The sequence below is a fragment of the Vibrio sp. 10N.222.48.A3 genome (assembly GCF_041475345.1).
In the GTDB taxonomy this organism is placed as follows: Bacteria; Pseudomonadota; Gammaproteobacteria; order Enterobacterales; family Vibrionaceae; genus Vibrio; species Vibrio tasmaniensis_A.
Genome location: NZ_JBFRVX010000269.1, coordinates 1 through 22,729 on the forward strand (window position 1 = coordinate 1; position 22,729 = coordinate 22,729).

Annotated in this window: 21 protein-coding genes and 2 pseudogenes; 19 read left to right on the forward strand and 4 right to left on the reverse strand. The window is 45.2% G+C overall.

The window, feature by feature from the left end; translation table 11 throughout:
- Positions 1–82: 82 nt before the first annotated feature.
- A complete protein-coding gene (seqA, locus tag AB4653_RS08800) occupies positions 83–622 on the forward strand; it encodes a replication initiation negative regulator SeqA (RefSeq protein ID WP_009847326.1) in 540 nt (179 codons plus the stop codon).
- A gap of 89 nt (positions 623–711) precedes the next feature.
- A complete protein-coding gene (pgm, locus tag AB4653_RS08805) occupies positions 712–2,358 on the forward strand; it encodes a phosphoglucomutase (alpha-D-glucose-1,6-bisphosphate-dependent) (RefSeq protein ID WP_009847325.1) in 1,647 nt (548 codons plus the stop codon).
- Positions 2,359–2,479: 121 nt separating this feature from the next.
- Here the strand turns inward: pgm and AB4653_RS08810 are convergent, their stop codons facing one another.
- Positions 2,480–3,238, reverse strand: coding sequence for a DUF1853 family protein (locus AB4653_RS08810; RefSeq protein ID WP_009847324.1), 759 nt, complete (start codon positions 3,236–3,238; stop codon positions 2,480–2,482).
- Between the two features lie 106 nt (positions 3,239–3,344).
- On the opposite strand from AB4653_RS08810, the gene AB4653_RS08815 reads away from it, so the two are divergent.
- Positions 3,345–4,103 carry a Nif3-like dinuclear metal center hexameric protein gene (locus AB4653_RS08815; protein WP_009847323.1) on the forward strand — a complete coding sequence of 253 codons (759 nt, stop codon included), beginning with the start codon at positions 3,345–3,347 and terminating at the stop codon, positions 4,101–4,103.
- A gap of 136 nt (positions 4,104–4,239) precedes the next feature.
- Here the strand turns inward: AB4653_RS08815 and AB4653_RS08820 are convergent, their stop codons facing one another.
- The gene (locus AB4653_RS08820) at positions 4,240–5,529 is read right to left on the reverse strand and encodes a citrate synthase (RefSeq protein ID WP_004734217.1); all 1,290 of its coding nucleotides are present in this window, start codon (positions 5,527–5,529) and stop codon (positions 4,240–4,242) included.
- A 414-nt stretch (positions 5,530–5,943) separates the two neighbouring features.
- Between AB4653_RS08820 and sdhC the strand changes: the two genes are divergently transcribed.
- The 8 genes from sdhC (at position 5,944) to sucD (ending at position 15,562) form a co-directional block, all read left to right on the forward strand.
- Positions 5,944–6,336 (forward strand): succinate dehydrogenase cytochrome b556 subunit, encoded by a 393-nt coding sequence (sdhC, locus tag AB4653_RS08825; RefSeq protein ID WP_012604532.1) that lies wholly within the window; start codon positions 5,944–5,946, stop codon positions 6,334–6,336.
- Positions 6,330–6,677 carry a succinate dehydrogenase, hydrophobic membrane anchor protein gene (sdhD, locus tag AB4653_RS08830; RefSeq protein ID WP_004734215.1) on the forward strand — a complete coding sequence of 116 codons (348 nt, stop codon included), beginning with the start codon at positions 6,330–6,332 and terminating at the stop codon, positions 6,675–6,677. Before sdhC ends, sdhD begins: the two co-directional genes overlap by 7 nt.
- Positions 6,678–8,444, forward strand: coding sequence for a succinate dehydrogenase flavoprotein subunit (gene sdhA, locus AB4653_RS08835; RefSeq protein ID WP_009847321.1), 1,767 nt, complete (start codon positions 6,678–6,680; stop codon positions 8,442–8,444). It abuts the gene before it with no gap.
- A gap of 12 nt (positions 8,445–8,456) precedes the next feature.
- The gene (locus AB4653_RS08840; RefSeq protein WP_009847320.1) at positions 8,457–9,170 is read left to right on the forward strand and encodes a succinate dehydrogenase iron-sulfur subunit; all 714 of its coding nucleotides are present in this window, start codon (positions 8,457–8,459) and stop codon (positions 9,168–9,170) included.
- A 97-nt stretch (positions 9,171–9,267) separates the two neighbouring features.
- Positions 9,268–12,087, forward strand: coding sequence for a 2-oxoglutarate dehydrogenase E1 component (gene sucA, locus AB4653_RS08845; RefSeq protein WP_009847319.1), 2,820 nt, complete (start codon positions 9,268–9,270; stop codon positions 12,085–12,087).
- 21 nt (positions 12,088–12,108) lie between these two features.
- The gene (gene odhB / locus AB4653_RS08850; RefSeq protein WP_102257780.1) at positions 12,109–13,317 is read left to right on the forward strand and encodes a 2-oxoglutarate dehydrogenase complex dihydrolipoyllysine-residue succinyltransferase; all 1,209 of its coding nucleotides are present in this window, start codon (positions 12,109–12,111) and stop codon (positions 13,315–13,317) included.
- A 206-nt stretch (positions 13,318–13,523) separates the two neighbouring features.
- Entirely contained in the window at positions 13,524–14,690 is a 1,167-nt protein-coding gene (gene sucC / locus AB4653_RS08855; protein WP_009847317.1) for an ADP-forming succinate--CoA ligase subunit beta, read from the forward strand.
- Positions 14,690–15,562 carry a succinate--CoA ligase subunit alpha gene (sucD, locus tag AB4653_RS08860; protein ID WP_009847316.1) on the forward strand — a complete coding sequence of 291 codons (873 nt, stop codon included), beginning with the start codon at positions 14,690–14,692 and terminating at the stop codon, positions 15,560–15,562. Before sucC ends, sucD begins: the two co-directional genes overlap by 1 nt.
- A 129-nt stretch (positions 15,563–15,691) precedes the next feature.
- Here the strand turns inward: sucD and znuB are convergent, their stop codons facing one another.
- Together znuB and znuC are read right to left on the reverse strand one after the other, a co-directional pair.
- Complete coding sequence (gene znuB / locus AB4653_RS08865; RefSeq protein WP_009847315.1) at positions 15,692–16,477, reverse strand: zinc ABC transporter permease subunit ZnuB; 786 nt, start codon at positions 16,475–16,477, stop codon at positions 15,692–15,694.
- On the reverse strand, positions 16,477–17,256 hold the full coding sequence (gene znuC, locus AB4653_RS08870) for a zinc ABC transporter ATP-binding protein ZnuC (protein WP_009847314.1): 780 nt from the start codon (positions 17,254–17,256) through the stop codon (positions 16,477–16,479). Before znuC ends, znuB begins: the two co-directional genes overlap by 1 nt.
- Before the next feature lie 83 nt (positions 17,257–17,339).
- Here znuC and AB4653_RS08875 point away from each other — a divergent pair.
- The 8 genes and pseudogenes from AB4653_RS08875 to AB4653_RS08910 all read left to right on the forward strand — a co-directional run.
- Positions 17,340–17,639 (forward strand): annotated as a pseudogene (locus AB4653_RS08875) (metal ABC transporter solute-binding protein, Zn/Mn family); the annotation flags it as partial.
- Positions 17,626–18,447 (forward strand): annotated as a pseudogene (locus AB4653_RS08880) (NAD(P)/FAD-dependent oxidoreductase); the annotation flags it as partial. The pseudogenes AB4653_RS08875 and AB4653_RS08880, both read left to right, overlap by 14 nt.
- Positions 18,444–19,259 carry a DUF1365 domain-containing protein gene (locus AB4653_RS08885; RefSeq protein WP_102257687.1) on the forward strand — a complete coding sequence of 272 codons (816 nt, stop codon included), beginning with the start codon at positions 18,444–18,446 and terminating at the stop codon, positions 19,257–19,259. The pseudogene AB4653_RS08880 and the gene AB4653_RS08885, both read left to right, overlap by 4 nt.
- A gap of 100 nt (positions 19,260–19,359) precedes the next feature.
- Positions 19,360–20,640: a cyclopropane-fatty-acyl-phospholipid synthase family protein gene (locus tag AB4653_RS08890; protein WP_102257688.1), complete on the forward strand. Its 1,281-nt coding sequence runs from the start codon at positions 19,360–19,362 to the stop codon at positions 20,638–20,640.
- Positions 20,618–21,139: a DUF2878 domain-containing protein gene (locus AB4653_RS08895; RefSeq protein WP_102257689.1), complete on the forward strand. Its 522-nt coding sequence runs from the start codon at positions 20,618–20,620 to the stop codon at positions 21,137–21,139. The genes AB4653_RS08890 and AB4653_RS08895 overlap by 23 nt, the downstream gene beginning before the upstream one ends.
- A gap of 3 nt (positions 21,140–21,142) precedes the next feature.
- Complete coding sequence (locus AB4653_RS08900; protein WP_102257690.1) at positions 21,143–21,730, forward strand: chalcone isomerase family protein; 588 nt, start codon at positions 21,143–21,145, stop codon at positions 21,728–21,730.
- On the forward strand, positions 21,727–22,266 hold the full coding sequence (locus AB4653_RS08905; protein WP_102257691.1) for a DUF3833 domain-containing protein: 540 nt from the start codon (positions 21,727–21,729) through the stop codon (positions 22,264–22,266). The genes AB4653_RS08900 and AB4653_RS08905 overlap by 4 nt, the downstream gene beginning before the upstream one ends.
- A 252-nt stretch (positions 22,267–22,518) precedes the next feature.
- Positions 22,519–22,729: DNA polymerase III subunit epsilon (locus tag AB4653_RS08910; RefSeq protein WP_372103882.1), on the forward strand; the 211-nt coding region annotated here is incomplete at its 3' end.

Genomic DNA, 22,729 nt, shown 5'->3' on the forward strand with positions numbered 1-22,729 from the left:
TCATGGTGGGTTTGACGTAGAGTATCCGCGCGGATCTCGCTATAATCCCTCAGAGTTTAAACATTGAGATTGTGAAAAGCGAATGAAAACAATTGAGGTTGATGAGGACCTATACCGTTTTATTGCGGGTCAGACAGAACGTATTGGCGAAAGCGCTTCAGATATTCTGCGCCGCTTGTTACTGGTTGATAACCAAGGCACGGTTCCGATCGAAGAGATCGTTGAGCCAAAAGGTATCGTTGTTAGCAAAGAGGTAGGCTTTACTCCAGAGAAGTTCGATGGCGTTAAAGAAATGCGCTCACTACTAATATCAGATGAGTTTGCATCACTAAAGAAAGCCATTGATCGTTTCATGCTTGTGTTATCAACACTGCATAAAATCGACCCTTTAAGCTTTTCAGAAGCAACTCAAGTAAAAGGCCGTAAGCGTGTTTACTTTGCAGACAACGAAGCGACGTTGTTAGCAAACGGCAACACAACTAAGCCTAAAGCTATTCCACAAAGTCCTTTTTGGGTTATTACGAATAACAATACAAGCCGAAAAAGACAGATGGTTGAACAGCTTATGAGCCGCATGAGTTTCCAAGCAGAATTGATAGAAAAAGTAACAGGTTCAATTTAACGAAATCTGATTTAAACCTCATAATATCCATGGCTAAGAAGATATTATGAGGTTTTTTTGTTTTTAAATTTTATATAAGGATGTCGATAATGGCTATGCACCCTCGTGCCGGGCAGAAAGCTCTGCAGGAAGATCTTCATAATATCCCGGCTTTAGTTGCAAACTATTTCTTACAGCAACCGGATGCTACTAACCCAGATCATAAAGTACTGTTCGGTACTTCAGGTCACCGCGGTACAGCAGACAAATCAACATTTAATGAAAACCACATTCTAGCGATCGCACAAGCGGTTGCTGAGGTTCGTGCCGATCAAGGTACAACAGGCCCACTTTTCTTAGGCAAAGATACTCACGCTCTATCTGAACCTGCTTTTTCTACGGTTATTGAAGTGCTAGTTGCAAACGGCGTTGAGGTTATCGTTCAAGAAAACAATGGCTTTACTCCAACTCCAGGTATCTCGCACGCGATTCTTACGCACAATCTAGTGAATGATAAAAAAGCTGACGGCATTGTTATCACGCCTTCACATAACCCACCTCAAGACGGGGGCATTAAATACAACCCGACACACGGTGGCCCTGCTGAAGCTGAACTGACTCAAGCGATTGAAGATCGTGCGAATGTGATTATTGCTGAGCAAATGCAAGGCGTTAAGCGCACTCCTATCGCACAGGCTAAACAGTCTGAGCTGGTGAAAGAAGTTGATTTAGTTGCTCCTTACGTTGCTGACTTGGTTAACGTGGTTGATATGGAAGCAATCCAGAAAGCAAACATCAAGATTGGTGTTGATCCACTGGGTGGTAGCGGTATTGATTACTGGCGTCAAATTGGCAAAGCGTACAACCTAGACCTGACTCTGGTCAGTGAAGCTGTTGATCCTTCGTTCCAATTTATGTCTCTAGACAAAGATGGTGTGGTTCGTATGGACTGTTCTTCTCCATACGCAATGGCAGGCTTACTGGCACTTAAAGACGACTATCAATTAGCGTTTGGCAACGACCCAGACTACGATCGCCACGGCATTGTTACGCCAAAAGGCTTGATGAATCCAAACCACTTCCTAGCGGTGTGTATTGACTACTTATACCGTAACCGTGAAGGTTGGGGTAAAGACGTTGCAGTGGGTAAAACATTGGTATCAAGTGCTCTGATTGACCGCGTTGTTGCTGACTTAGGTCGCGAGCTTTGCGAAGTGCCAGTGGGATTCAAATGGTTCGTTGATGGTCTTTATAACGGTCAGTTTGGTTTCGGTGGTGAAGAGAGTGCGGGGGCATCTTTCTTACGTAAAGACGGTACGCCTTGGTCAACAGATAAAGATGGCCTGATTCTTTGCCTACTTGCCGCTGAGATCACAGCAGTAACGGGCAAGAACCCACAAGAATACTACGAAGAACTTGCCGCTAAACATGGCGAATCTAAGTACAACCGTATTCAAGCAGTAGCTAACGGCGCACAAAAAGACGTGCTTAAGAAGCTATCTCCAGAGATGGTTTCAGCTGAGACGCTTGCTGGTGATGCGATTACTGCTCGCTTAACACACGCCCCAGGTAATGGCGCTGCGATTGGCGGCCTAAAAGTGACAACTGAGAACGGTTGGTTTGCCGCTCGTCCATCAGGCACTGAAGACATCTACAAGATCTACTGTGAAAGCTTTAAAGGTGAAGAGCACCTAAAAGCAATCGAAGCAGAAGCTCAAGAGATTGTTAACCAAGTATTTGCAGCCGCTGGTCTATAATCGAATACAGATTAGTAGAGTCATCAAGTAAATAGTGAAAGGGTTGATGTGAAAGCATCAGCCCTTTTTATTTGTCTGTGAGTAAGTGGCTAAGACTAAATCAACTCAATGGCTGAATAGATTAGCCGTGTGGCCAGCTTTGTGGCATCACAAACCAAAACTGCCCTGATTTGGTTTGCCCATGAACGAAGCGATCACCAAACTCGGTGATAGGCTCGCAGGTGAAATCATCAGTGCCCGCTGCCCATTGCTCTTTGGTGAGAGGGTAGAGCACTTCAGGAATTAAATGAGCTTGGTTTTGATAGCACCAAAAACCGTTTACTTGGCTTGGATTAATGTCGTAACTCAAACATTCAGTCGGTACTTTTTGATCTAAGAAGGGGTTGGTATATAGACGCCCCTGCATGAGGAGATGTTTTGAGTCGACATCGGTCTCTGGATACTGTTCAATAAAGGCGGCTGAAGATGACATACCAAGCTGGTGGCTTAGCATCCTATCGAGCTTCTTATCCAATTGATCATGAGAGTTTGGCCCAAACCATGTTTGTTCATGGAGCAGATAGAACTTAATCGCCACTTCCCAATGTTGCAGCTTTTGGCTGCTCTCCTCTTCAAGAATAAAGTCGATTGCACCTAGCGTTCTGCCATCCACATTAATCTGAATTTCATCGTACTTGATCGAATAATCAGGTGAAGCTTCGATGACTTGTTCACATAGGTGCTGGTAGAGGAAACCTAACCTAGGATTACCATTGTATGTATGTGATGCATCTATGGTATGAGGGCTTGAGAATGCACTGAGATCCGAAATCGGTGGCTTGATTTCTAGTAATGGCGGTGAGTCGATGACCCATTGGTAAAAACATTGCAGTGCTGTCATCTCTTCCTCATAAACTAGCTCTTTATAAACATAACCCTGGGGCTTTCGACATTCTACCCGTAAATTGATATAACGACGTTATTATAAAGGTAAGCTGGAAATAAAAATGAATAACTTACAATTAGAAAAGCTACTTAACGAAAAACTGCAGCCACAGCAAATTAAAGATTACTGTCCTAATGGTCTTCAAGTTGAAGGCGTAACAGAAGTGAAGCGAATCGTTACTGGTGTGACAGCTTCTCAAGCCTTGATTGATAAAGCGGTAGAACTGAACGCAGACGCTTTATTAGTCCATCACGGCTTCTTCTGGAAAGGTGAATCAGAAGCAATTCGTGGCATGAAGGGTAAGCGCATTCGTACCCTGATTAAAAATGACATCAACCTTTTAGGATACCATCTCCCTCTTGATATCCACCCTGAGCTTGGTAACAACGCTAAGCTTGCAGAGTTGCTTGATATCGAAGTCGAAGGCGGTTTAGAAGGGCACCCACAATCTGTTGCGATGTTTGGCAAGTTGAGTGCGCCAATGACGGGTGCAGAGTTTGCTGCAAAAATTGACCAAGTTCTAAATCGTAAACCACTGCATATCGCTCCAGAAAACCAAGACAAAATGATTACTACTGTCGGTTGGTGCACCGGTGGTGGTCAAGATTACATTGAGTTAGCGGCTTCTCAAGGTATTGATGCATTTATCTCTGGTGAAATTTCAGAGCGCACTACGTACTCAGCACGTGAACAAGACATTCATTACTTTGCCGCAGGCCACCATGCAACAGAACGCTATGGGGTGAAAGCGCTAGGTGAATGGCTAACGAAAGAACATGGCTTAGACGTAGAATTTATCGATATTGATAATCCAGTGTAGCCACGTTTAGAGGTTATGACTTTCTGGATATTTGTACCTTCATTGAAGTGATACGAAATACTGGAAGATAAAAAAGGGTTGATGTTAATACATCAACCCTTTTTGATTTTAATCGATTAGAAAAGTCGAAACTTTACTATTCGCGCTCGTGTAGAGCTTGGAAATCACGCTGTTCTTCACCAGTGTACAACTGACGAGGGCGACCGATGCGGTTCGTCGGATCGCTGTGCATTTCGTTCCAGTGTGCAATCCAACCGATAGTACGAGACATCGCGAAGATTACTGTGAACATTGATACCGGAATACCGATCGCTTTCAGAATGATACCTGAGTAGAAATCTACGTTCGGGTATAGTTTCTTCGATACAAAGTACTCATCAGAAAGAGCGATGCGCTCAAGCTCCATTGCAACGTCAAGTAGTGGATCTTGAATGTTCAGCTCTTTAAGTACTTCGTGGCACGCTTCGCGCATTACCGTTGCACGCGGATCGTAGTTCTTGTAAACACGGTGACCGAAGCCCATTAAACGGAACGGGTCATCTTTGTCTTTTGCTTTTGCTACGTACTCTTCAATGTTGTCTACGCTACCGATCTCTTCAAGCATCATTAGACAAGCTTCGTTAGCACCGCCGTGAGCAGGACCCCACAAAGAAGCGATACCAGCAGCAATACAAGCAAATGGGTTTGCGCCCGAAGAGCCTGCTAAACGAACCGTTGACGTTGAAGCATTTTGTTCGTGATCTGCGTGTAACGTAAAGATTTTGTCCATTGCGCGAGCAACAACAGGGTTTACTTCATATTCTTCACATGGATTTGCATACATCATGTGCAGGAAGTTTTCTGCGTAGCCTAGGTCATTGCGTGGGTAGATAAACGGTTGACCGATAGAATATTTGTAACACATTGCAGCCAGTGTTGGCATTTTTGAAATTAGGCGGTATGCCGCAATTTCACGGTGTGTGTCGTTATTAACATCTAATGAATCATGATAGAACGCAGCAAGCGCACCTACCACACCACACATAACAGCCATTGGGTGAGCATCACGGCGGAAGCCGTGGAAGAAACTAGCAATTTGCTCATGAACCATGGTGTGACGCGTGACAGTCGTCTTGAACTCTTCGTATTGAGCTCGAGAAGGAGCTTCGCCGTATAAAAGAATGTAACAAACTTCTAAGTAATCAGCATTATTGGCCAGTTGATCAATTGGATAACCACGGTGTAGAAGGATACCTTTTCCACCGTCAATATAAGTGATTTGCGATTCACAAGATGCAGTGGCAAGAAAACCAGGATCAAAAGTGAAAAAACCATTAGAACCCAGTGTACGAACGTCGATGACTGGAGTACCAAGTACACCTTCTGTAATCGGCAATTCGATCGGCGCTTGACCTTCAATATGAAGGGTAGCTTTCTTATCCGCCATAACAATCTCCTTTGTTATTATTAATCCGTCCAGGATGTTTATGTGCCATTTTTTTACTGGTCTTACGTCAGAAAGTCAATTTTTCTGCAGCTTTGTGTGCACTTGTTAGTGTTTTTTACATTAAATTCGTTAAAAGTCTGTGCTGTGTAGCATTATTTGTTGCATCAATTGTATTAGAATGTTGCCAGCCGTATAGTGGCGCTGAAAAGTTTGGTTAAAACCTTATAAATGCAAGGCTAAGAAGAAATGTGAGGTGTCTTCGGAAATCTAGCTGTTAACAATTATTTTACAATTATCTAAGGCTCAACTTATGTTATTTGTTAAGTTAATGTTAAATTTTGAGGGTTTGCAATCAAATTTTGTCCATAACAATACATAAGGTTATTTAATGACCATCATGCTCAATGGAGCTGAGTGAGCGAGCCCGTGAAAGAAAGAAAGACAAGACCTGTTAATTTAGATTTACAGACCATCCACTTTCCTATCACAGCAATAGCTTCCATCCTACACCGTGTGTCTGGGGTGATTACTTTTGTTGCGATCGGAATTCTGCTTTGGTTACTATCCATTTCCCTCTCTTCCCCTGTAGGCTTTATGGAAGCTAGCGACATTGTCGACGGTTTCTTCGTGAAGTTTATTCTGTGGGGCATTTTAACCGCTTTGGCTTACCACATTGCTGGTGGTATTCGTCACCTTCTTATGGACCTTGGTCACTTTGAAGAGCTGGAATCTGGCGCTAAGAGCGCGAAGGTTGCATTCGCAGCAACAGCGGTATTGTCTCTACTAGCGGGGATCTTAGTATGGTAAACAACGTTTCTACTTTTGGTCGTAATGGTGTGCATGATTATCTATTGATTCGTGCAACAGCCATCATTATGACGCTTTACACTATCTACCTAGTGAGCTTTTGTGCTTTCTCCGGTGATATTTCTTACGCATCTTGGACGCAATTCTTTGGTGGTACTTTCACTAAAGTCTTCACCATGTTAGCGCTTACTTCAATTTTGGTTCACGCGTGGATCGGCTTGTGGCAAGTACTAACTGACTACATCAAATGTGCAAAATTGCGCGTTGGTCTTCAAGTCGGTGTTGTTGCGGTTCTTCTAGGATATTTCTTCTCTGGTCTGTTTATTTTGTGGGGTGCGTAAGTGACTATTCCTGTTCGTGAGTTTGATGCTGTAGTAATTGGCGCTGGTGGTGCTGGTATGCGCGCCGCGCTACAAATTTCTGAGCAAGGCCTATCTTGTGCGTTGCTTTCTAAAGTTTTCCCAACTCGTTCTCATACTGTATCTGCGCAAGGTGGTATCACCGTTGCTCTTGGTAATGCGCATGAAGATCACTGGGAACAACACATGTACGATACGGTAAAAGGTTCCGATTACATCGGCGACCAAGATGCTATCGAATACATGTGTAAAAATGGTCCTGAGTCGGTTATCGAACTAGAAAAAATGGGTCTTCCATTTTCTCGTTTTGATAACGGCAGTATTTACCAACGTCCGTTTGGTGGCCAATCTAAGAATTTTGGTGGTGAGCAAGCGGCTCGTACCGCAGCGGCAGCCGACCGTACTGGTCACGCACTGTTACACACGCTTTACCAACAAAACATTAAACACAAAACGACGGTTTTCTCTGAGTGGTATGCACTGGATCTTGTTAAAAACGAAGATGGTGCAATCTTAGGTACTACCGCGCTTTGTATGGAGACGGGTGAGGTTTGCTACTTCAAAGCGAAGGCAACAATCCTTGCTACTGGTGGTGCTGGTCGTATTTACGCATCAACAACCAATGCTCACATTAACACTGGTGACGGTGTTGGCATGGCGATTCGTGCTGGCGTTCCAATGCAAGACATCGAAATGTGGCAGTTCCACCCAACGGGTATCGCTGGCGCAGGTGTTTTGGTAACAGAAGGTTGTCGTGGTGAAGGTGGTTACCTTCTCAATAAAGACGGCGAGCGCTTCATGGAACGTTATGCTCCGAATGCTAAAGATTTAGCTGGTCGTGATGTTGTAGCTCGTTCGATGATGGTTGAGATTCGTGAAGGTCGTGGTTGTGATGGTCCATGGGGTCCACACATCAAGCTGAAACTCGATCACCTAGGTAAAGAGACGCTTGAATCTCGTCTACCGGGTGTATGTGAGCTTTCTCGTACGTTCGCTCACGTTGATCCTGTTAAAGAACCAATTCCTGTAATCCCAACGTGTCACTACATGATGGGTGGTGTTCCTACACAGGTTTCTGGTCAAGCAATTAAACAAACTGAAGACGGTACAGACGTTGAAATTCAAGGTCTATTCGCTTGTGGCGAAATCGCTTCAGTATCAGTACACGGTGCAAACCGTCTAGGTGGCAACTCGCTACTTGATTTGGTTGTGTTCGGTCGTGCGACAGGTCTTCACCTTGGTGAGACTTTGAACAAACAAGCTGAAGCAAAACCTGCAACTGAAGCTGACATTGAACGTTCACTAGAGCGCTACAATCGTTGGGAAAACAGTACTGACGGTGAAGATCCTGCGGTAATTCGTAAAGACCTTCAGCAATGTATGCAGAACAACTTCTCTGTATTCCGTGAAGGTAAAGCGATGGCTGACGGCTTAGAAGAGCTGAAAGTGATTCGTGAGCGTCTTAAAAATGCACACCTTTCAGACAAGTCGACTGAGTTCAACACGCAACGTATTGAGTGTTTAGAGCTGGAAAACTTGATGGAAACGGCATTTGCAACCGCGGTTGCAGCAAACTTCCGTACAGAGAGTCGTGGAGCGCATGCTCGTTTTGACTTCCCAGATCGTGATGATGAGCAATGGCTATGCCACTCACTTTACAACCCTGAATCAGAAAGTATGACTAAGCGTGGCGTGAACATGGAACCTATCCATCGTGAAGCATTCCCGCCGAAAGCACGTACGTACTAAGGAGATATGACCATGAAACTGAATTTCTCTTTATACCGTTACAACCCAGACGTGGACCAGAAACCTTACATGAAAGAGTACACCCTAGAGGTGGAAGAAGGTTCTGACATGATGCTTTTGGACGCGCTTATTCTTTTGAAAGAGCAAGATCCAACGATTTCATTCCGTCGCTCATGCCGTGAAGGTGTATGTGGTTCTGATGGTTTGAACATGAATGGTAAAAATGGATTGGCGTGTATCACGCCACTGTCTGCACTTTCTGGCCAAGATAAAATCGTAATTCGCCCACTTCCAGGTTTGCCTGTCGTGCGTGATTTGATCGTAGACATGACTCAGTTCTACGATAACTACGAAAAAGTTAAGCCGTTCTTAGTGTCTGATGGCAATGTGCCACCGGCTCGTGAAAACCTACAAAGCCCTGATGAGCGTGCTCATTTAGATGGTTTGTATGAATGTATTATGTGTGCATGTTGTACGACTTCATGCCCATCATTCTGGTGGAATCCAGATAAGTTCATCGGACCAGCAGGCCTACTTGCAGCATACCGTTGGCTAATAGATAGCCGAGATACGGCGACAGACGAACGTCTGTCCGATCTTGATGATGCATTTAGCGTTTTTCGTTGCCATGGCATCATGAATTGTGTAAGTGTTTGTCCTAAGGGATTAAATCCGACGAAAGCGATTGGTCACATTAAGACCATGCTAGTGAATCGTTCGGTTTAAGTTATATAAAAATTGCCGCCCTAGAAGTTTTGGGGCGGCCTTTTAATAGCTCGGCATAGACCGCAGCAAACGTGAAAACTACTGGTTAAGGGAAAATATGCACAACGGCGTGATGAAGGCATGGCTCGAGTCTTCACACTTGGCTGGCGCCAATGCAACGTACGTAGAAGAACTCTATGAACTGTATCTAAGTGACCCCGATTCGGTAAGTGACGAATGGAGAAGTGTTTTTGAAGAACTGCCTGTGCAAGCTTCAGAAGCAGTGGAACAACCACACTCTCGTGTTCGTGAATACTTCCGTCGACTCGCTCAAGAAACAAAGCATTACAGTGTCCAAGTTAGTGATCCAGATGTCGATGCGAAACAAGTAAAGGTTCTGCAACTTATTAATGCCTATCGATTCCGAGGGCATCAATCAGCAAATCTAGACCCCCTAGGTTTATGGGAAAGAGATACAGTCGCTGAACTGGATCCTTCTTTCCACACTCTTACCGAAGATGACCTCAATGAGACGTTTAACGTCGGCTCTTACGCTATTGGCCAAGAGACGATGGTGCTTCGAGATTTGTACAAATCTTTAAAGCAAACTTATTGTGGTTCGATTGGTGCTGAATACATGCACATGACTAACACAGAGCAAAAGCGTTGGATCCAACAACGTTTAGAGTCTGTTTCTGGTCAACCCTCTTTCGATAAAGAAGAAAAGCAAGCTTTCCTAGAAGAGCTAACGGCTGCTGAAGGTCTTGAGCGCTATCTTGGTGCTAAATTCCCTGGTGCAAAACGCTTCTCTTTGGAAGGTGGTGATGCTCTTATCCCAATGACGAAAGAAATCATTCGTCATGCCGGTGGACAAGGCATGCGTGAAGTTGTTGTTGGTATGGCTCACCGTGGTCGTCTAAACATGCTGGTCAATGTGCTTGGTAAAAAGCCACAAGACCTGTTTGACGAATTTGCGGGCAAGCACAGCGATGATTCATGGGGTACTGGTGATGTGAAATATCACCAAGGTTTCTCTGCGGATTTCGCAACCCCAGGCGGCAACGTTCACTTAGCACTTGCATTTAACCCATCTCACTTAGAAATCGTAAACCCGGTAGTTATCGGTTCAGTACGTGCTCGACAAGATCGTCTAGACGATAAAGACGGCAGCCGTGTACTTCCAATTACTATCCACGGTGATTCAGCTATCGCTGGCCAGGGTGTAGTGCAAGAGACGTTTAACATGTCTCAAGCGCGTGGTTTCTGTGTCGGTGGTACGGTTCGTATCGTTGTAAACAACCAAGTTGGTTTTACGACGTCTAACCCTCGCGATACACGTTCTACGATGTACTGTACAGATATCGCGAAGATGGTTCAGGCTCCGATTTTCCACGTTAATTCTGATGATCCAGAAGCGGTTGCGTTCGTAGCGCGTCTTGCATTGGATTACCGTAATACCTTTAAGCGTGATGTTGTTATTGATTTGGTTTGTTACCGTCGCCACGGTCACAATGAAGCCGATGAGCCGAATGCAACACAGCCTTTGATGTACCAAAAAATCAAGAAGCATCCAACACCACGTAAGCTTTATGCTGATGTGTTAATGGAGCGCGGTGAGTTTGGTATTGATACGGCAACTCAACTGGTTAACGAATATCGTGATGCACTTGATCACGGTGAAGTTGTGGTTAAAGAGTGGCGCCCAATGGCACTTCACTCTGTGGATTGGTCTCCTTACCTAGGTCACGACTGGAACATTGAGTGGGACAATAAGATTGATATCGAGCGCCTGAAAGAGCTTGGTACTAAACTTTGCCAATACCCAGACAGCCACAAGCTGCAAAGCCGAGTAAATAAACTGTACAACGATCGAACTGCCATGGTGAATGGTGAGAAACAAGTCGATTGGGGTATGGCTGAAACACTGGCTTATGCAACACTTGTTGACGACGGTAAGCGTATTCGTATCTCTGGCCAAGATTCAGGTCGTGGTACGTTCTTCCACCGTCACTCAGTACTGCACAATCAATCAGATGCAAGCACGTATGTTCCTCTTGCGAACATTCATGATAAACAAGGGCCATTCCAAGTGTTTGACTCTGTGTTATCTGAAGAAGCGGTACTCGCATTTGAGTATGGCTATGCGACAGCAGAGCCAAGCGGTCTCACCCTTTGGGAAGCACAATTTGGTGATTTCGCAAACGGTGCACAAGTTGTTATCGACCAATTCATTTCATCAGGTGAGCAAAAGTGGGCACGTCTATGTGGTCTAACTATGTTGCTTCCTCACGGTTATGAAGGCCAAGGCCCTGAGCACTCTTCTGCGCGTCTTGAGCGTTACCTTCAGTTGTGTGCTGAACAAAACATGCAGGTTGTTGTTCCTTCAACGCCAGCTCAGGTTTATCACATGATTCGCCGTCAGGTTGTTCGACCAATGCGTCGTCCACTGATTGTAATGTCACCTAAGTCATTGCTTCGTCACCCTTTGTGTACATCTTCTCTTGAAGATTTGGCAGAAGGCACGTTCCAACCAGCTATCGCAGAAATTGATGATCTGGCTCCTGAGAACGTAAAACGCGTCGTGTTCTGTTCAGGTAAGGTTTACTTTGACCTGCTTGACCAAAGACGTAAGAACGAGCAAGACGATGTCGCTATTGTACGTATTGAGCAACTTTACCCGTTCCCTTATGAGGACGTGAGAGCTGCAATCGCACAATACACAAATGTAGTCGATTACGTTTGGTGTCAAGAAGAGCCACAAAACCAAGGTGCTTGGTACAGTAGCCAACATAATTTCCGAGCTGCTATCCCAGTAGGTGCTGATATTCAATACGCAGGTCGTCCTGCATCAGCGTCACCAGCTGTTGGCTATATGTCGGTACACTTGAAACAACAAAAAGCGTTAGTAGACGACGCTTTGACCCTACTTAAGAACTAGAAGTAAAAGGAAAATACAGACATGGCAATTGAAATTCTGGTTCCAGATTTACCTGAATCTGTGGCTGACGCAACAGTAGCGACTTGGCACAAAAAACCAGGCGAAGCCGTTGCACGTGATGAAGTCATTGTAGACATCGAAACAGATAAAGTAGTTCTAGAAGTACCGGCTCCTGAAGCGGGTGTTCTGGAAGCTATCATCGAAGAAGAGGGTGCTACGGTACTTTCTAAGCAGCTTCTGGCTAAAATTAAGCCTGGTGCTGTCGCTGGTGAACCAACGAAAGACACCACTGAAGATACAGAAGCTTCTCCTGACAAACGCCACAAAGCGGCGCTAACAGAAGAAAGCAACGATGCACTAAGCCCTGCTGTTCGTCGTCTTCTTGCAGAGCACAACCTACAACCAGCTGACGTTAAAGGCACTGGTGTTGGTGGTCGTATTACTCGTGAAGACATTGACGCACACCTAGCAGCAGCGAAAGCGGCTCCGGCAGCAGCATCTGCACCAGCAGTTGAAGCGCCAGCAGCGGCTCGCAGCCAAAAACGCGTGCCTATGACTCGCCTACGTAAGACAGTTGCAAACCGTCTTCTAGAAGCGAAGAACAGCACTGCAATGCTGACTACTTTCAACGAAGTGAACATGAAGCCAATCATGGACCTTCGTAAGCAGTACAAAGACCAATTCGAGAAGCGTCACGATACGCGTCTTGGTTTCATGTCTTTCTACGTGAAAGCAGTAACAGAAGCACTGAAGCGTTTCCCAGAAGTTAACGCTTCTATCGATGGTACAGATATCGTTTACCACAACTACTTCGACATCAGCATGGCGGTATCTACGCCACGTGGTTTAGTGACTCCAGTACTGAAAGACTGTGACACACTAGGTTTCGCAGATATTGAAAAAGGCATCAAAGAGCTAGCAATCAAAGGCCGTGACGGCAAGCTAACTGTTGATGAGTTGATGGGCGGTAACTTTACTATCACGAACGGTGGTGTATTTGGCTCTCTAATGTCTACGCCAATCATCAACCCGCCTCAAGCGGCAATTTTGGGTATGCACAAAATCCAAGATCGTCCAATGGCTGTTGATGGCAAGGTTGAGATCTTACCAATGATGTACCTAGCGCTTTCTTACGATCACCGCCTAATCGACGGCCGTGAATCAGTTGGCTTCCTAGTGACCATCAAAGAGCTTCTAGAAGATCCTGCACGTCTGCTATTAGACGTTTAGTATCTCTAAAACGTCTAGTTAACCCGGTTAGCTAGACGTAAAAAGTTTCAAAGGCTAGGCTGCTCAACGTCTGGCCTTCACTTGAACTGTAAAGCCATTAGAAAATGGACAGCAGTTGATTTGAGAAGACCCTACAGACGTACCACAGGAAACTGTGTCGTTATGGAAATAATAATCCCTTAAGGGAAAATAAACGGAATATCAAAATGAATTTGCATGAATACCAAGCCAAACAGCTGTTTGCAGAATTCGGTTTGCCTGTACCAGAAGGTTTCGCATGTGATACTGCACAAGAAGCTTTCGAAGCTGCAGGTCGTATCAGTACAGCCAAGAAAGTCGTTAAGTGTCAAGTACACGCTGGTGGTCGCGGTAAAGCGGGCGGCGTAGAGCTACATGACACCAAAGAAGGCGTTAAAGAGTTTGCACAAAAGTGGCTAGGTAAAAACCTTGTGACTTACCAAACAGACGCTAATGGTCAACCTGTAACAAAGATCCTAGTTGAAGAAGCATCGAACATTGCTAACGAACTTTACCTAGGTGCTGTTGTTGACCGTGCAACGCGCAAAATTGTATTCATGGCGTCAACTGAAGGCGGCGTGGACATTGAGAAAATCGCTGAAGAAACTCCAGAGTTGATTCACCAATCAGCGATCGATCCTCTAGTGGGCCCTCAAGCTTACCAAGGCCGTGAACTTGCGTTCAAACTTGGTCTAGTTGGCGATCAAATTAAACAGTTCGTTAAGATCTTCATGGGTCTTGGCCAAATGTTCTCTCAGTACGACCTAGCTCTACTAGAAATCAACCCGCTTGTAATTACCGGCGAAGGCAACCTGCTTTGTCTAGACGGCAAGATCAACATTGACTCAAACGCAATGTACCGTCAGCCAAAGCTTCGTGAAATGCACGATCCTTCACAAGAAGACGAGCGTGAAGCGCACGCAGCTCAGTGGGAACTGAACTACGTAGCACTTGATGGCAACGTTGGCTGTATGGTTAACGGTGCAGGCCTTGCGATGGGTACGATGGATATCGTAAACCTACACGGCGGCAAACCAGCAAACTTCCTTGATGTAGGCGGCGGCGCGACAAAAGAGCGTGTAGCTGAAGCATTCAAGATCATCCTTTCTGATGACAATGTTAAAGCAGTACTCGTAAACATTTTCGGTGGCATCGTTCGTTGTGACATGATCGCTGAAGGTATTATCGGTGCAGTTAAAGAAGTAGGCGTAACAGTTCCAGTAGTTGTTCGTCTAGAAGGTACAAACGCAGACCTAGGTCGCGAAGTACTTGCTAATTCTGATGTTGATATCATTGCTGCTGTATCTCTAACAGATGCTGCTCAGAAAGTTGTTGCTGCTGCGGAGGCTAAATAATGTCTGTATTAATTAACAAAGACACTAAAGTAATCTGTCAGGGTTTCACTGGCGGTCAAGGTACATTCCACTCAGACCAAGCTATCGCATACGGTACGCAAATGGTTGGTGGTGTTTCACCTGGTAAAGGTGGTCAAACTCACCTAGGCCTTCCAGTATTCAACACAGTACGTGAAGCAGTAGAAGCGACTGGCGCAACAGCAACAGTTATCTACGTACCAGCACCTTTCTGTAAAGATGCAATCCTAGAAGCGATTGATGCAGGTATCGAACTGATCGTAACAATCACTGAAGGTATCCCTACTATAGATATGATCGATGTTAAAGTGAAGCTAGAAGAAACTGGCGTTCGCATGATCGGTCCTAACTGTCCAGGTCTTATCACTCCGGACGAGTGTAAGATTGGTATCATGCCTGGCCATATCCACAAGAAGGGTAAAGTAGGTATCGTATCTCGTTCAGGAACTCTGACGTACGAAGCAGTTAAGCAAACAACAGATGAAGGCTTTGGTCAGTCTACATGTGTTGGTATCGGTGGTGACCCTATTCCAGGTTCAAACTTCATTGATATCCTAAAACTTTTCCAAGAAGACCCAGAGACTGAAGCAATCGTAATGATTGGTGAGATCGGTGGTACTGCGGAAGAAGAAGCGGCTGAGTTCATCAAAGCAAACGTAACTAAGCCAGTTGTATCTTACATCGCTGGTGTTACGGCTCCTCCGGGTAAACGTATGGGCCACGCAGGCGCAATCATCTCTGGCGGTAAAGGTACTGCTGAAGATAAATTCGCAGCACTGGAAGCAGCAGGCGTTAAGACTGTTAAGTCTCTTGCTGACATCGGTAAAGGCCTACGTGAAATCACGGGTTGGTAATCAGCTGGATTTTATCTAATGAGATAGAAGTTAACTGAACGATATTAAAAAGGCTTGGTCACTGACCAAGCCTTTTTTGTATGTTTTCAATGATACGAGATACGAGATACGAGATCGTACTGATAAGTGCTAAGCTCGGCTTCTAACCATTTGAGATAACATAAACATTGCCGCAGCACTGATAACAACAGAAGGGCCGGCCGGTGTGTCATAGAACCAAGACAAGCTCAATCCTCCGAACACAGCGATAGAACCAATTACCGATGCAAGGAATGCCATTTGTTCGGGTGTATTGGCGAATTTTCTTGCCGTTGCTGCCGGAATGATAAGTAGTGAGGTCATGATTAACGCACCAACAAACTTCATACCTACTGCAATCACGATCCCAACCAATAGCATCAAAATAAGACGCATTAAATCAATGTTGATGCCATCAACCGCTGCGAGATCTTCGTTAACGGTCGTCGACAATAGTGGTCGCCAAAAGATAGCAAGTACCACTCCAATCACGGCAGCACCCGCATAGATGAATACCAAATCTGTCGGAGACACTGCAAGCAAGTCACCAAATAGGTAGCTCATTAGGTCAACGCGAACGTTATCTAAGAAACTCACGGCGACAAGACCCAAAGACAGAGCGCTGTGCGCCAAAATACCGAGTAGGGTATCGGTCGCGACCAGCTTTTGTTTTTGTAAAGTCACTAGCAACACAGCCAGCATCAAACAACAAATCAGCAGCGCGAAATACAAGTTAATGTTGAACAGAAAGCCAAGTGCTAAGCCCATCAAAGAAGCGTGAGCAAGCGTGTCACCAAAGTAAGCCATCTTGCGCCACACCACGAATGAACCTAGTGGCCCCGCGATTAGAGCAATGCCCAAGCCAGCTAAAATAGAGGGAAGAAGAAACTCAAGCATTAGTGGTGTCCGTGTCTATGGTTTGAACATTCATGCACGTCGCCTTCGACAGGCTGTCCTGCGAGATCATGATGGTGATGTTCGTGTTGGTGGTGATAAAAGGCTAAGGTCTCTTGGGTCGCGGTGCCAAAAAGTGCGATATAAGAGGGGTGGTGTTTGATGTCTGCAGGTGCGCCTGAACAGCAGATATGGTGATGCAAACAGATAACATCGTCTGTTTTTGCCATCACTAAATGCAGATCGTGTGAAACCATAAATACGGCACAACCAAAGCGGTGACGAATGGTGTCAATTAGGTCATACAGGTCTATTTGCCCTTGTACATCAACGCCTTGAGCAGGTTCATCAAGAACCAGTAGATCGGGTCTTCTTAGCAATGAACGAGCAATCAGCACACGTTGGTTTTCACCGCCAGATAGCTGGTGCATGTTACTCTTTTGCAGATGTTCAGCACCAACGAGCTTCAATGCTTCGAGGATCTCTTGCTGACTGAACTTGCCAGTGAGCTTTAGAAAACGTTCTACATTGAGCGGTAGTGAATCATTGAGCTTTAATTTTTGTGGTACATAGCCAATTTTCAGTTTTTTAGCTTTTGTTATTGTGCCTGAAAATTTGGTCTGTAAACCTAATACCACTTTTACTAATGTCGACTTTCCTGCACCGTTTGGCCCAATCAGGGTGGTGATTCTGCCGCGCTCTAAATTTAGAGAGATGTTATCTAGAACTTTTCGACCGTCAAATTCGACGCTCACAGAATCTAGTTGGATTAAATTATCCATGAATAGAACTCATTTGCAATTCGCTAATGTTATAATGTAACATTTACCTCAAGCCTAAGCTACTTTTCTATTAACGAGGAATTATGTCACGTTCATCTTTTATACTTGCTACTTTGCTTTTAGCGCCAAGTGTTGCAAGTGCCAATACTATTCTAACAAGCTTCAAACCAATTCAAATGATTGTGACAGAATTAACGCAGGGCGTTAGTGAACCGGATGTGTTGATGAACAGCAATGCTTCGCCGCACGATTATGCGCTTAAGCCATCAGATGTCAAAAAAGTTCATAGTGCCGATATGGTGATCTGGTTTGGCCCTGACCTAGAAGCTTTTTTGACCAAGGTGATTGGTTCTAAAGAAAACGTTATCAAGATCAGTGAGATTTTCCGACTTTTTCAGCCAGCATTACATCCTACCGATGGGCGCAGCAATTTGGTCGACAAGCTTAGAGGAAATGGAAGAATTTGAGCTTAAATTCTTCATTCAATTCTTCTACAACCACGGGCTACTCGACATCGCGAACCGTCCACAATGGTATGTAATTCCTAAAGGGTCGCGCTCTTACGTTGAAATCATCCTTTCACGCTTGAACAAATCCGTCGCTTTGAACACATCGATCAAACAAGTCACTCGCAATGAAGCGGGCGTCACGATTGAATTTGAAGATGGCGCTACACAAGACTTCGACGAAGTGATATTTGCTTGTCACTCAGACCAAGCGTTACGTTTACTCGGCGATGCGACAGAGCAAGAGCAACAGGTTCTAGGCGAGATCCCATACAGCCGTAATGAAGTGGTTCTACACACCGATACCCGATTGTTACCAGACAGAAAGCTTGCATGGGCAAGTTGGAACTACATGTTGGATGGCGATAGTAAACGACCTGCCTGTGTGACATACAACATGAACATTCTGCAAGGCATCGAAAGCCAGGACACCTTCTGCGTCACCTTGAATCAGAGCGAAGCCATCGACCCAGAAAAAATCATTCGCAGCTTTGTTTATCATCATCCGGTGCTTAACTCGAACACGGTCGAAGCTCAGCACAAGCGTGAGCAGATTTGTGGCAAAAACCAGACGCACTTCGCCGGCGCATACTGGTACAACGGCTTCCATGAAGACGGTGTCCACAGTGCACTCGATGTGACTAAGCGCTTTGGCCTAGATTTGAGCACGAGTTCAGTACGATGAACACTCACACCATCATATCCGACATGGGGATAGCATCCGAAAAGAGTGAAGAGCTCAGCGGCATTTACTGGGGCAACGTACGCCACCGCCGCTTTGGCGATATTACTCATGAATTTAGCTACCAGTTGTACATGATGGGATTAGATCTCGATGAAATCCCTCAAACAACCACTCGCAGTCGCTTATTCGGTACTCAGTGGTACAACCCGATTCGCTTTGTCGAATCGGATTATCTCGCTGAAAAAAAAGAAAATGTCACGACTGATGAACCTAAACCACTCAAGCAACGTATAGCATCCAAAGTACAACATCTTGGTGGGGTTTGGTCTGAATCAAACCGTGTGACGATGCTGGCTCAGTGCCGTTGTTTAGGGATTTATTTCAGCCCAATCAACTGTTTTTTCTGTTACGACGAGACTGGTGATTGTCGCTACATGTTGGCCGAAGTGAGCAACACGCCTTGGCGAGAAAGACACTATTATCTCATCGACATGCACAAAGAGTTGAAAGTAAAAAAAGAGTTTCACGTTTCACCGTTCATGGATTTAGACATGAACTACTTGTGGAAAATAAAGCCACCAACGAAACGGACGTTAGTACACATCGAGAGTCATCGTAGCGACAAGATTTTTGATGCCACACTAGCACTCTCAAAGCAGTCGGTAACAAAAGCAAACATTAGGAAAACGGTACTGCGGATCCCAGCAATGACAATCAAGGTTGTAATGGGTATCTATTTTCAGGCTCTCAAATTATTTCTGAAAAAAGTACCGTTTGTGGCGCATCCAGACTCAGCGTCTAAAACGCCTTAAAGACGTCTAAATTGAAGGCTTGGGTTGGCCTAACGAGACCAGCAGTTCTAACCATCAGCCAGTAAAACTAAATTTAAAACAATTTCTCAGCGAGGTTTCCATGGAACAGCTTGCAAAACAAAACAACAACGTAGAACAACAAGCTAAAGCCGTTGCTGTTTCAAGCAACTGCAAATATCGAGCTCTAATTTTCAAGGTTCTAGAACGTCTGCAATTCGCAAAACTCGAAGTAATAGAACGAGACAAGCATTCGGTGTTCGGAAACAGAGAAGCGACTTTAAGCGCTCAAATCGTTATCCATGATGCGAGCTTTTATCGAGATGTAGTAATGAGCGGCAGTATTGGTGCATCTGAGGCCTACATTGATGGAAAATGGACCAGCCCAGATCTCACCAAAGTCATTCAAATCATGGCTCGAAATCAAGCACAGTTAGACGAGCTTGATGACAAGACGCAATGGATTTCACGAATCAAAAATCTACTGCTACGCCGTAGGAACGCCAACACAGAGCAAGGCTCTAAACGTAACATTCTCGCCCACTACGACATCGGTAACGAGCTATATGAGCGCTTCCTAGACAGCTCAATGCAATACTCTTCTGCTATCTACAGCGAAGATGCGTTAACTCTGTCGAAAGCACAACAGAACAAAATGAAAACCATCTGTGAGCGTTTAGAGCTGTCTGAATCAGATAACGTGGTTGAGATAGGCACTGGCTGGGGCGGATTAGCGATATTTATGGCTCAGCACTACGGCTGTCACGTTACGACCACTACCATTTCAGATGCTCAGCACGAGCTGGCAGAACAGCGAGTCAAAGCACTCGGCTTAACCGACAAAATCACCCTACTGAAAGAGGATTATCGCAACCTCTCTGGTGAGTATGACAAGTTGGTGTCTATCGAGATGATAGAAGCGGTCGGACATGAATATCTGCAAACCTTCTTTGAAAAGTGCTCTTCTCTGTTGAAGCCTTCAGGAAAAATGCTGATTCAAGCGATTACCATTGCCGACAGTCGTTATGATAAATACCGTAAAGGCGTCGACTTTATTCAGAAGTACATCTTCCCCGGAGGTTGTTTACCTTCGGTTGCCGTGATGACTCAACATCTTGCCACCAGCACCGACCTTGTCGTCCAAGAAATTGATGACATTGGCCTTCACTACGCTCGAACACTCAACGACTGGAACGTCGCCTTTGAAAACAGCTGGGAAGAGCTCGAGTCATTAGGCTATTCAGAAGAGTTTAAACGCCTTTGGGTTTTCTACTTCTGTTACTGCGAAGGGGCATTCCTAGAGCGCGTGATCAGTACTCATCACCTTGTCGCAAGAAAACCTCGTTACTTTGGAGCAAAAGATGAAACGGTTTTGGATTATTAATCTCGTTCTGTTTCAAGCGACCTGGGTTTGCAGCGCCTTCTTTACCGCGCAAGCCCCGTTCGTCACGCCATTGATCGTGGTGGTTCACTTCCTTCTCTCTCCAACTCGCAGTAGCGACTTGAAAATACTCGTCTTATTACCATTGGGGCTATTGCTTGATAGCCTCATGCTCCACTTCGGTATTTTTGCCGTCGACTCTGAAATTGCTAATCAATCTTGGTTTCCAGTTTGGCTCATTTGCCTGTGGATCATGTTCTTAATCAGTTTCAATCACAGCCTGAATTGGCTTTTAAAATGCTCAAAAGTGATCTTGTTTGTCATAGGGTTCGTAGCAGGTACTAGTAGTTATTGGGGAGGCATCAAAGCAGGCGCCCTTCTTACTACTTGGCCAGATGCATCGGTGCTAGCTGCCCTTGCATTAAGTTGGGGGATTTTGTTGCCCTTACTGGTGGCCGCTTACTCCAACTTAGTACAACCCAAAATGGCAACAACGAGGTGACTTATGGCTTTTCCACGCAACCCTACGCAAGCGCTCAATTCTAAGAGCGATAATAGTCGCGTTCGCACACAAGCAAGCGAGCAATCAAGAAATCGACTATTTAGCTTAGTCACCTTAACCCTCATTTGCGCGGCACTGCTATTCGCAGGAAGCGCTAAAGCTTCCGCTGTAGATAATCTAAGCAAACGCGGCCAAGGTGAGATGAGCTACCTGTTTTGGACACTCTACTCAGCTGAATTCTACGCGACCCCAACCAATTCTGAACGCGCGTTAAAGCTTGAATATTACCGTGCGATTGACAGCAAAGACCTCGTTGATGCTACCCAAGATCAATGGAGCAAACTTGGTTACTCCAACAACAATATCCAACGTTGGTTGAAGCCTCTATACGAGATGTGGCCCAACGTAGAAGCAGGAAGCACACTCACTATCCGCGTAACCGAAGACAACGTGAGTCGTTTTTACTTCGATGAGCAGCCTATCGGTATCATTCAAGACAAGCAGTTTGGTGACGCTTTCCTAGCCATTTGGTTATCTGAAAACACCTCTGAGCCCGGTCTACGCAAACAACTATTAGGTTTGAACAAATGAATCCAAAAACAACAATAAAATTTGCTTTGGCACTGTTTTCACTCACTTGGCTAACAGGTTGTGGCTCTGCAAGTTTAGAGAATCACGCAGACACCACGCCAGAGCTCAAGCTGGAAACCTTCTTTGACGGTGAATTGATGGCCTACGGCATCGTGCTTGACCGTTCTGGTAACCTACTACGCCGTTTTGACGCTAAGCTCGTCGCGACCTGGGACGGTGACAAAGGAGAAATCAAAGAGTGGTTTTCTTTTGCTGATGGCGAACGCTCAACACGCGTTTGGAACCTGTTAAAAACCGGCGAAAACACCTATTCGGGTACCGCTAATGATGTAGTCGGTACCGCTTATGGCGAGACTCTAGGTTCTGCTCTGTATTGGAAATACGACTTAGAAATCGAAGTCGACGGCAGCACCTATGAAGTGGTGCTAGACGACTGGATGTTCTTGATGGACGACAAACGCTTGTTCAACAAAACTGAGATGTCTAAATTTGGCTTTAAAGTCGGAGAGGTCATCTTATACATCGAGAAGATTTGATGTAACTGCCGTTTCTAATTGTCAGTTTCCAATCGTTAACTTCATCGATAACTACAGTACGTAACAAAACAGCCCACAACGAAAATTGTGGGCTGTTTTGTTTAATCCCTCGAATAGCATACCTGCATGCTCAAGCCACTGTGCTAAGATGCGCCACCAGCATACAAATGGACTAGACTGACACTAAGCAGTCCCCATTTGTTTCGCTAAGCGTAGATTCCCTACCATGAATAATTGAAAAGGCTTTAAAGCATGAGCAAGTTGACCTCAGCGGAGCGTAAAGCTCGCGACAATGAACGTTTCTCACAACGCGTAAACGACCGCAGAGAAAAAGGCGAAGACGTAGTTGCTTACGCACTGACCAACAAGAAAGCTGTAAAATTCCTGACTAAGTCGGAAAAGAAACGCTTCAATGAAGCGAAAGTCATTCGCCAAGAAGAACAGCGAGTGAAAGATCAAGAAG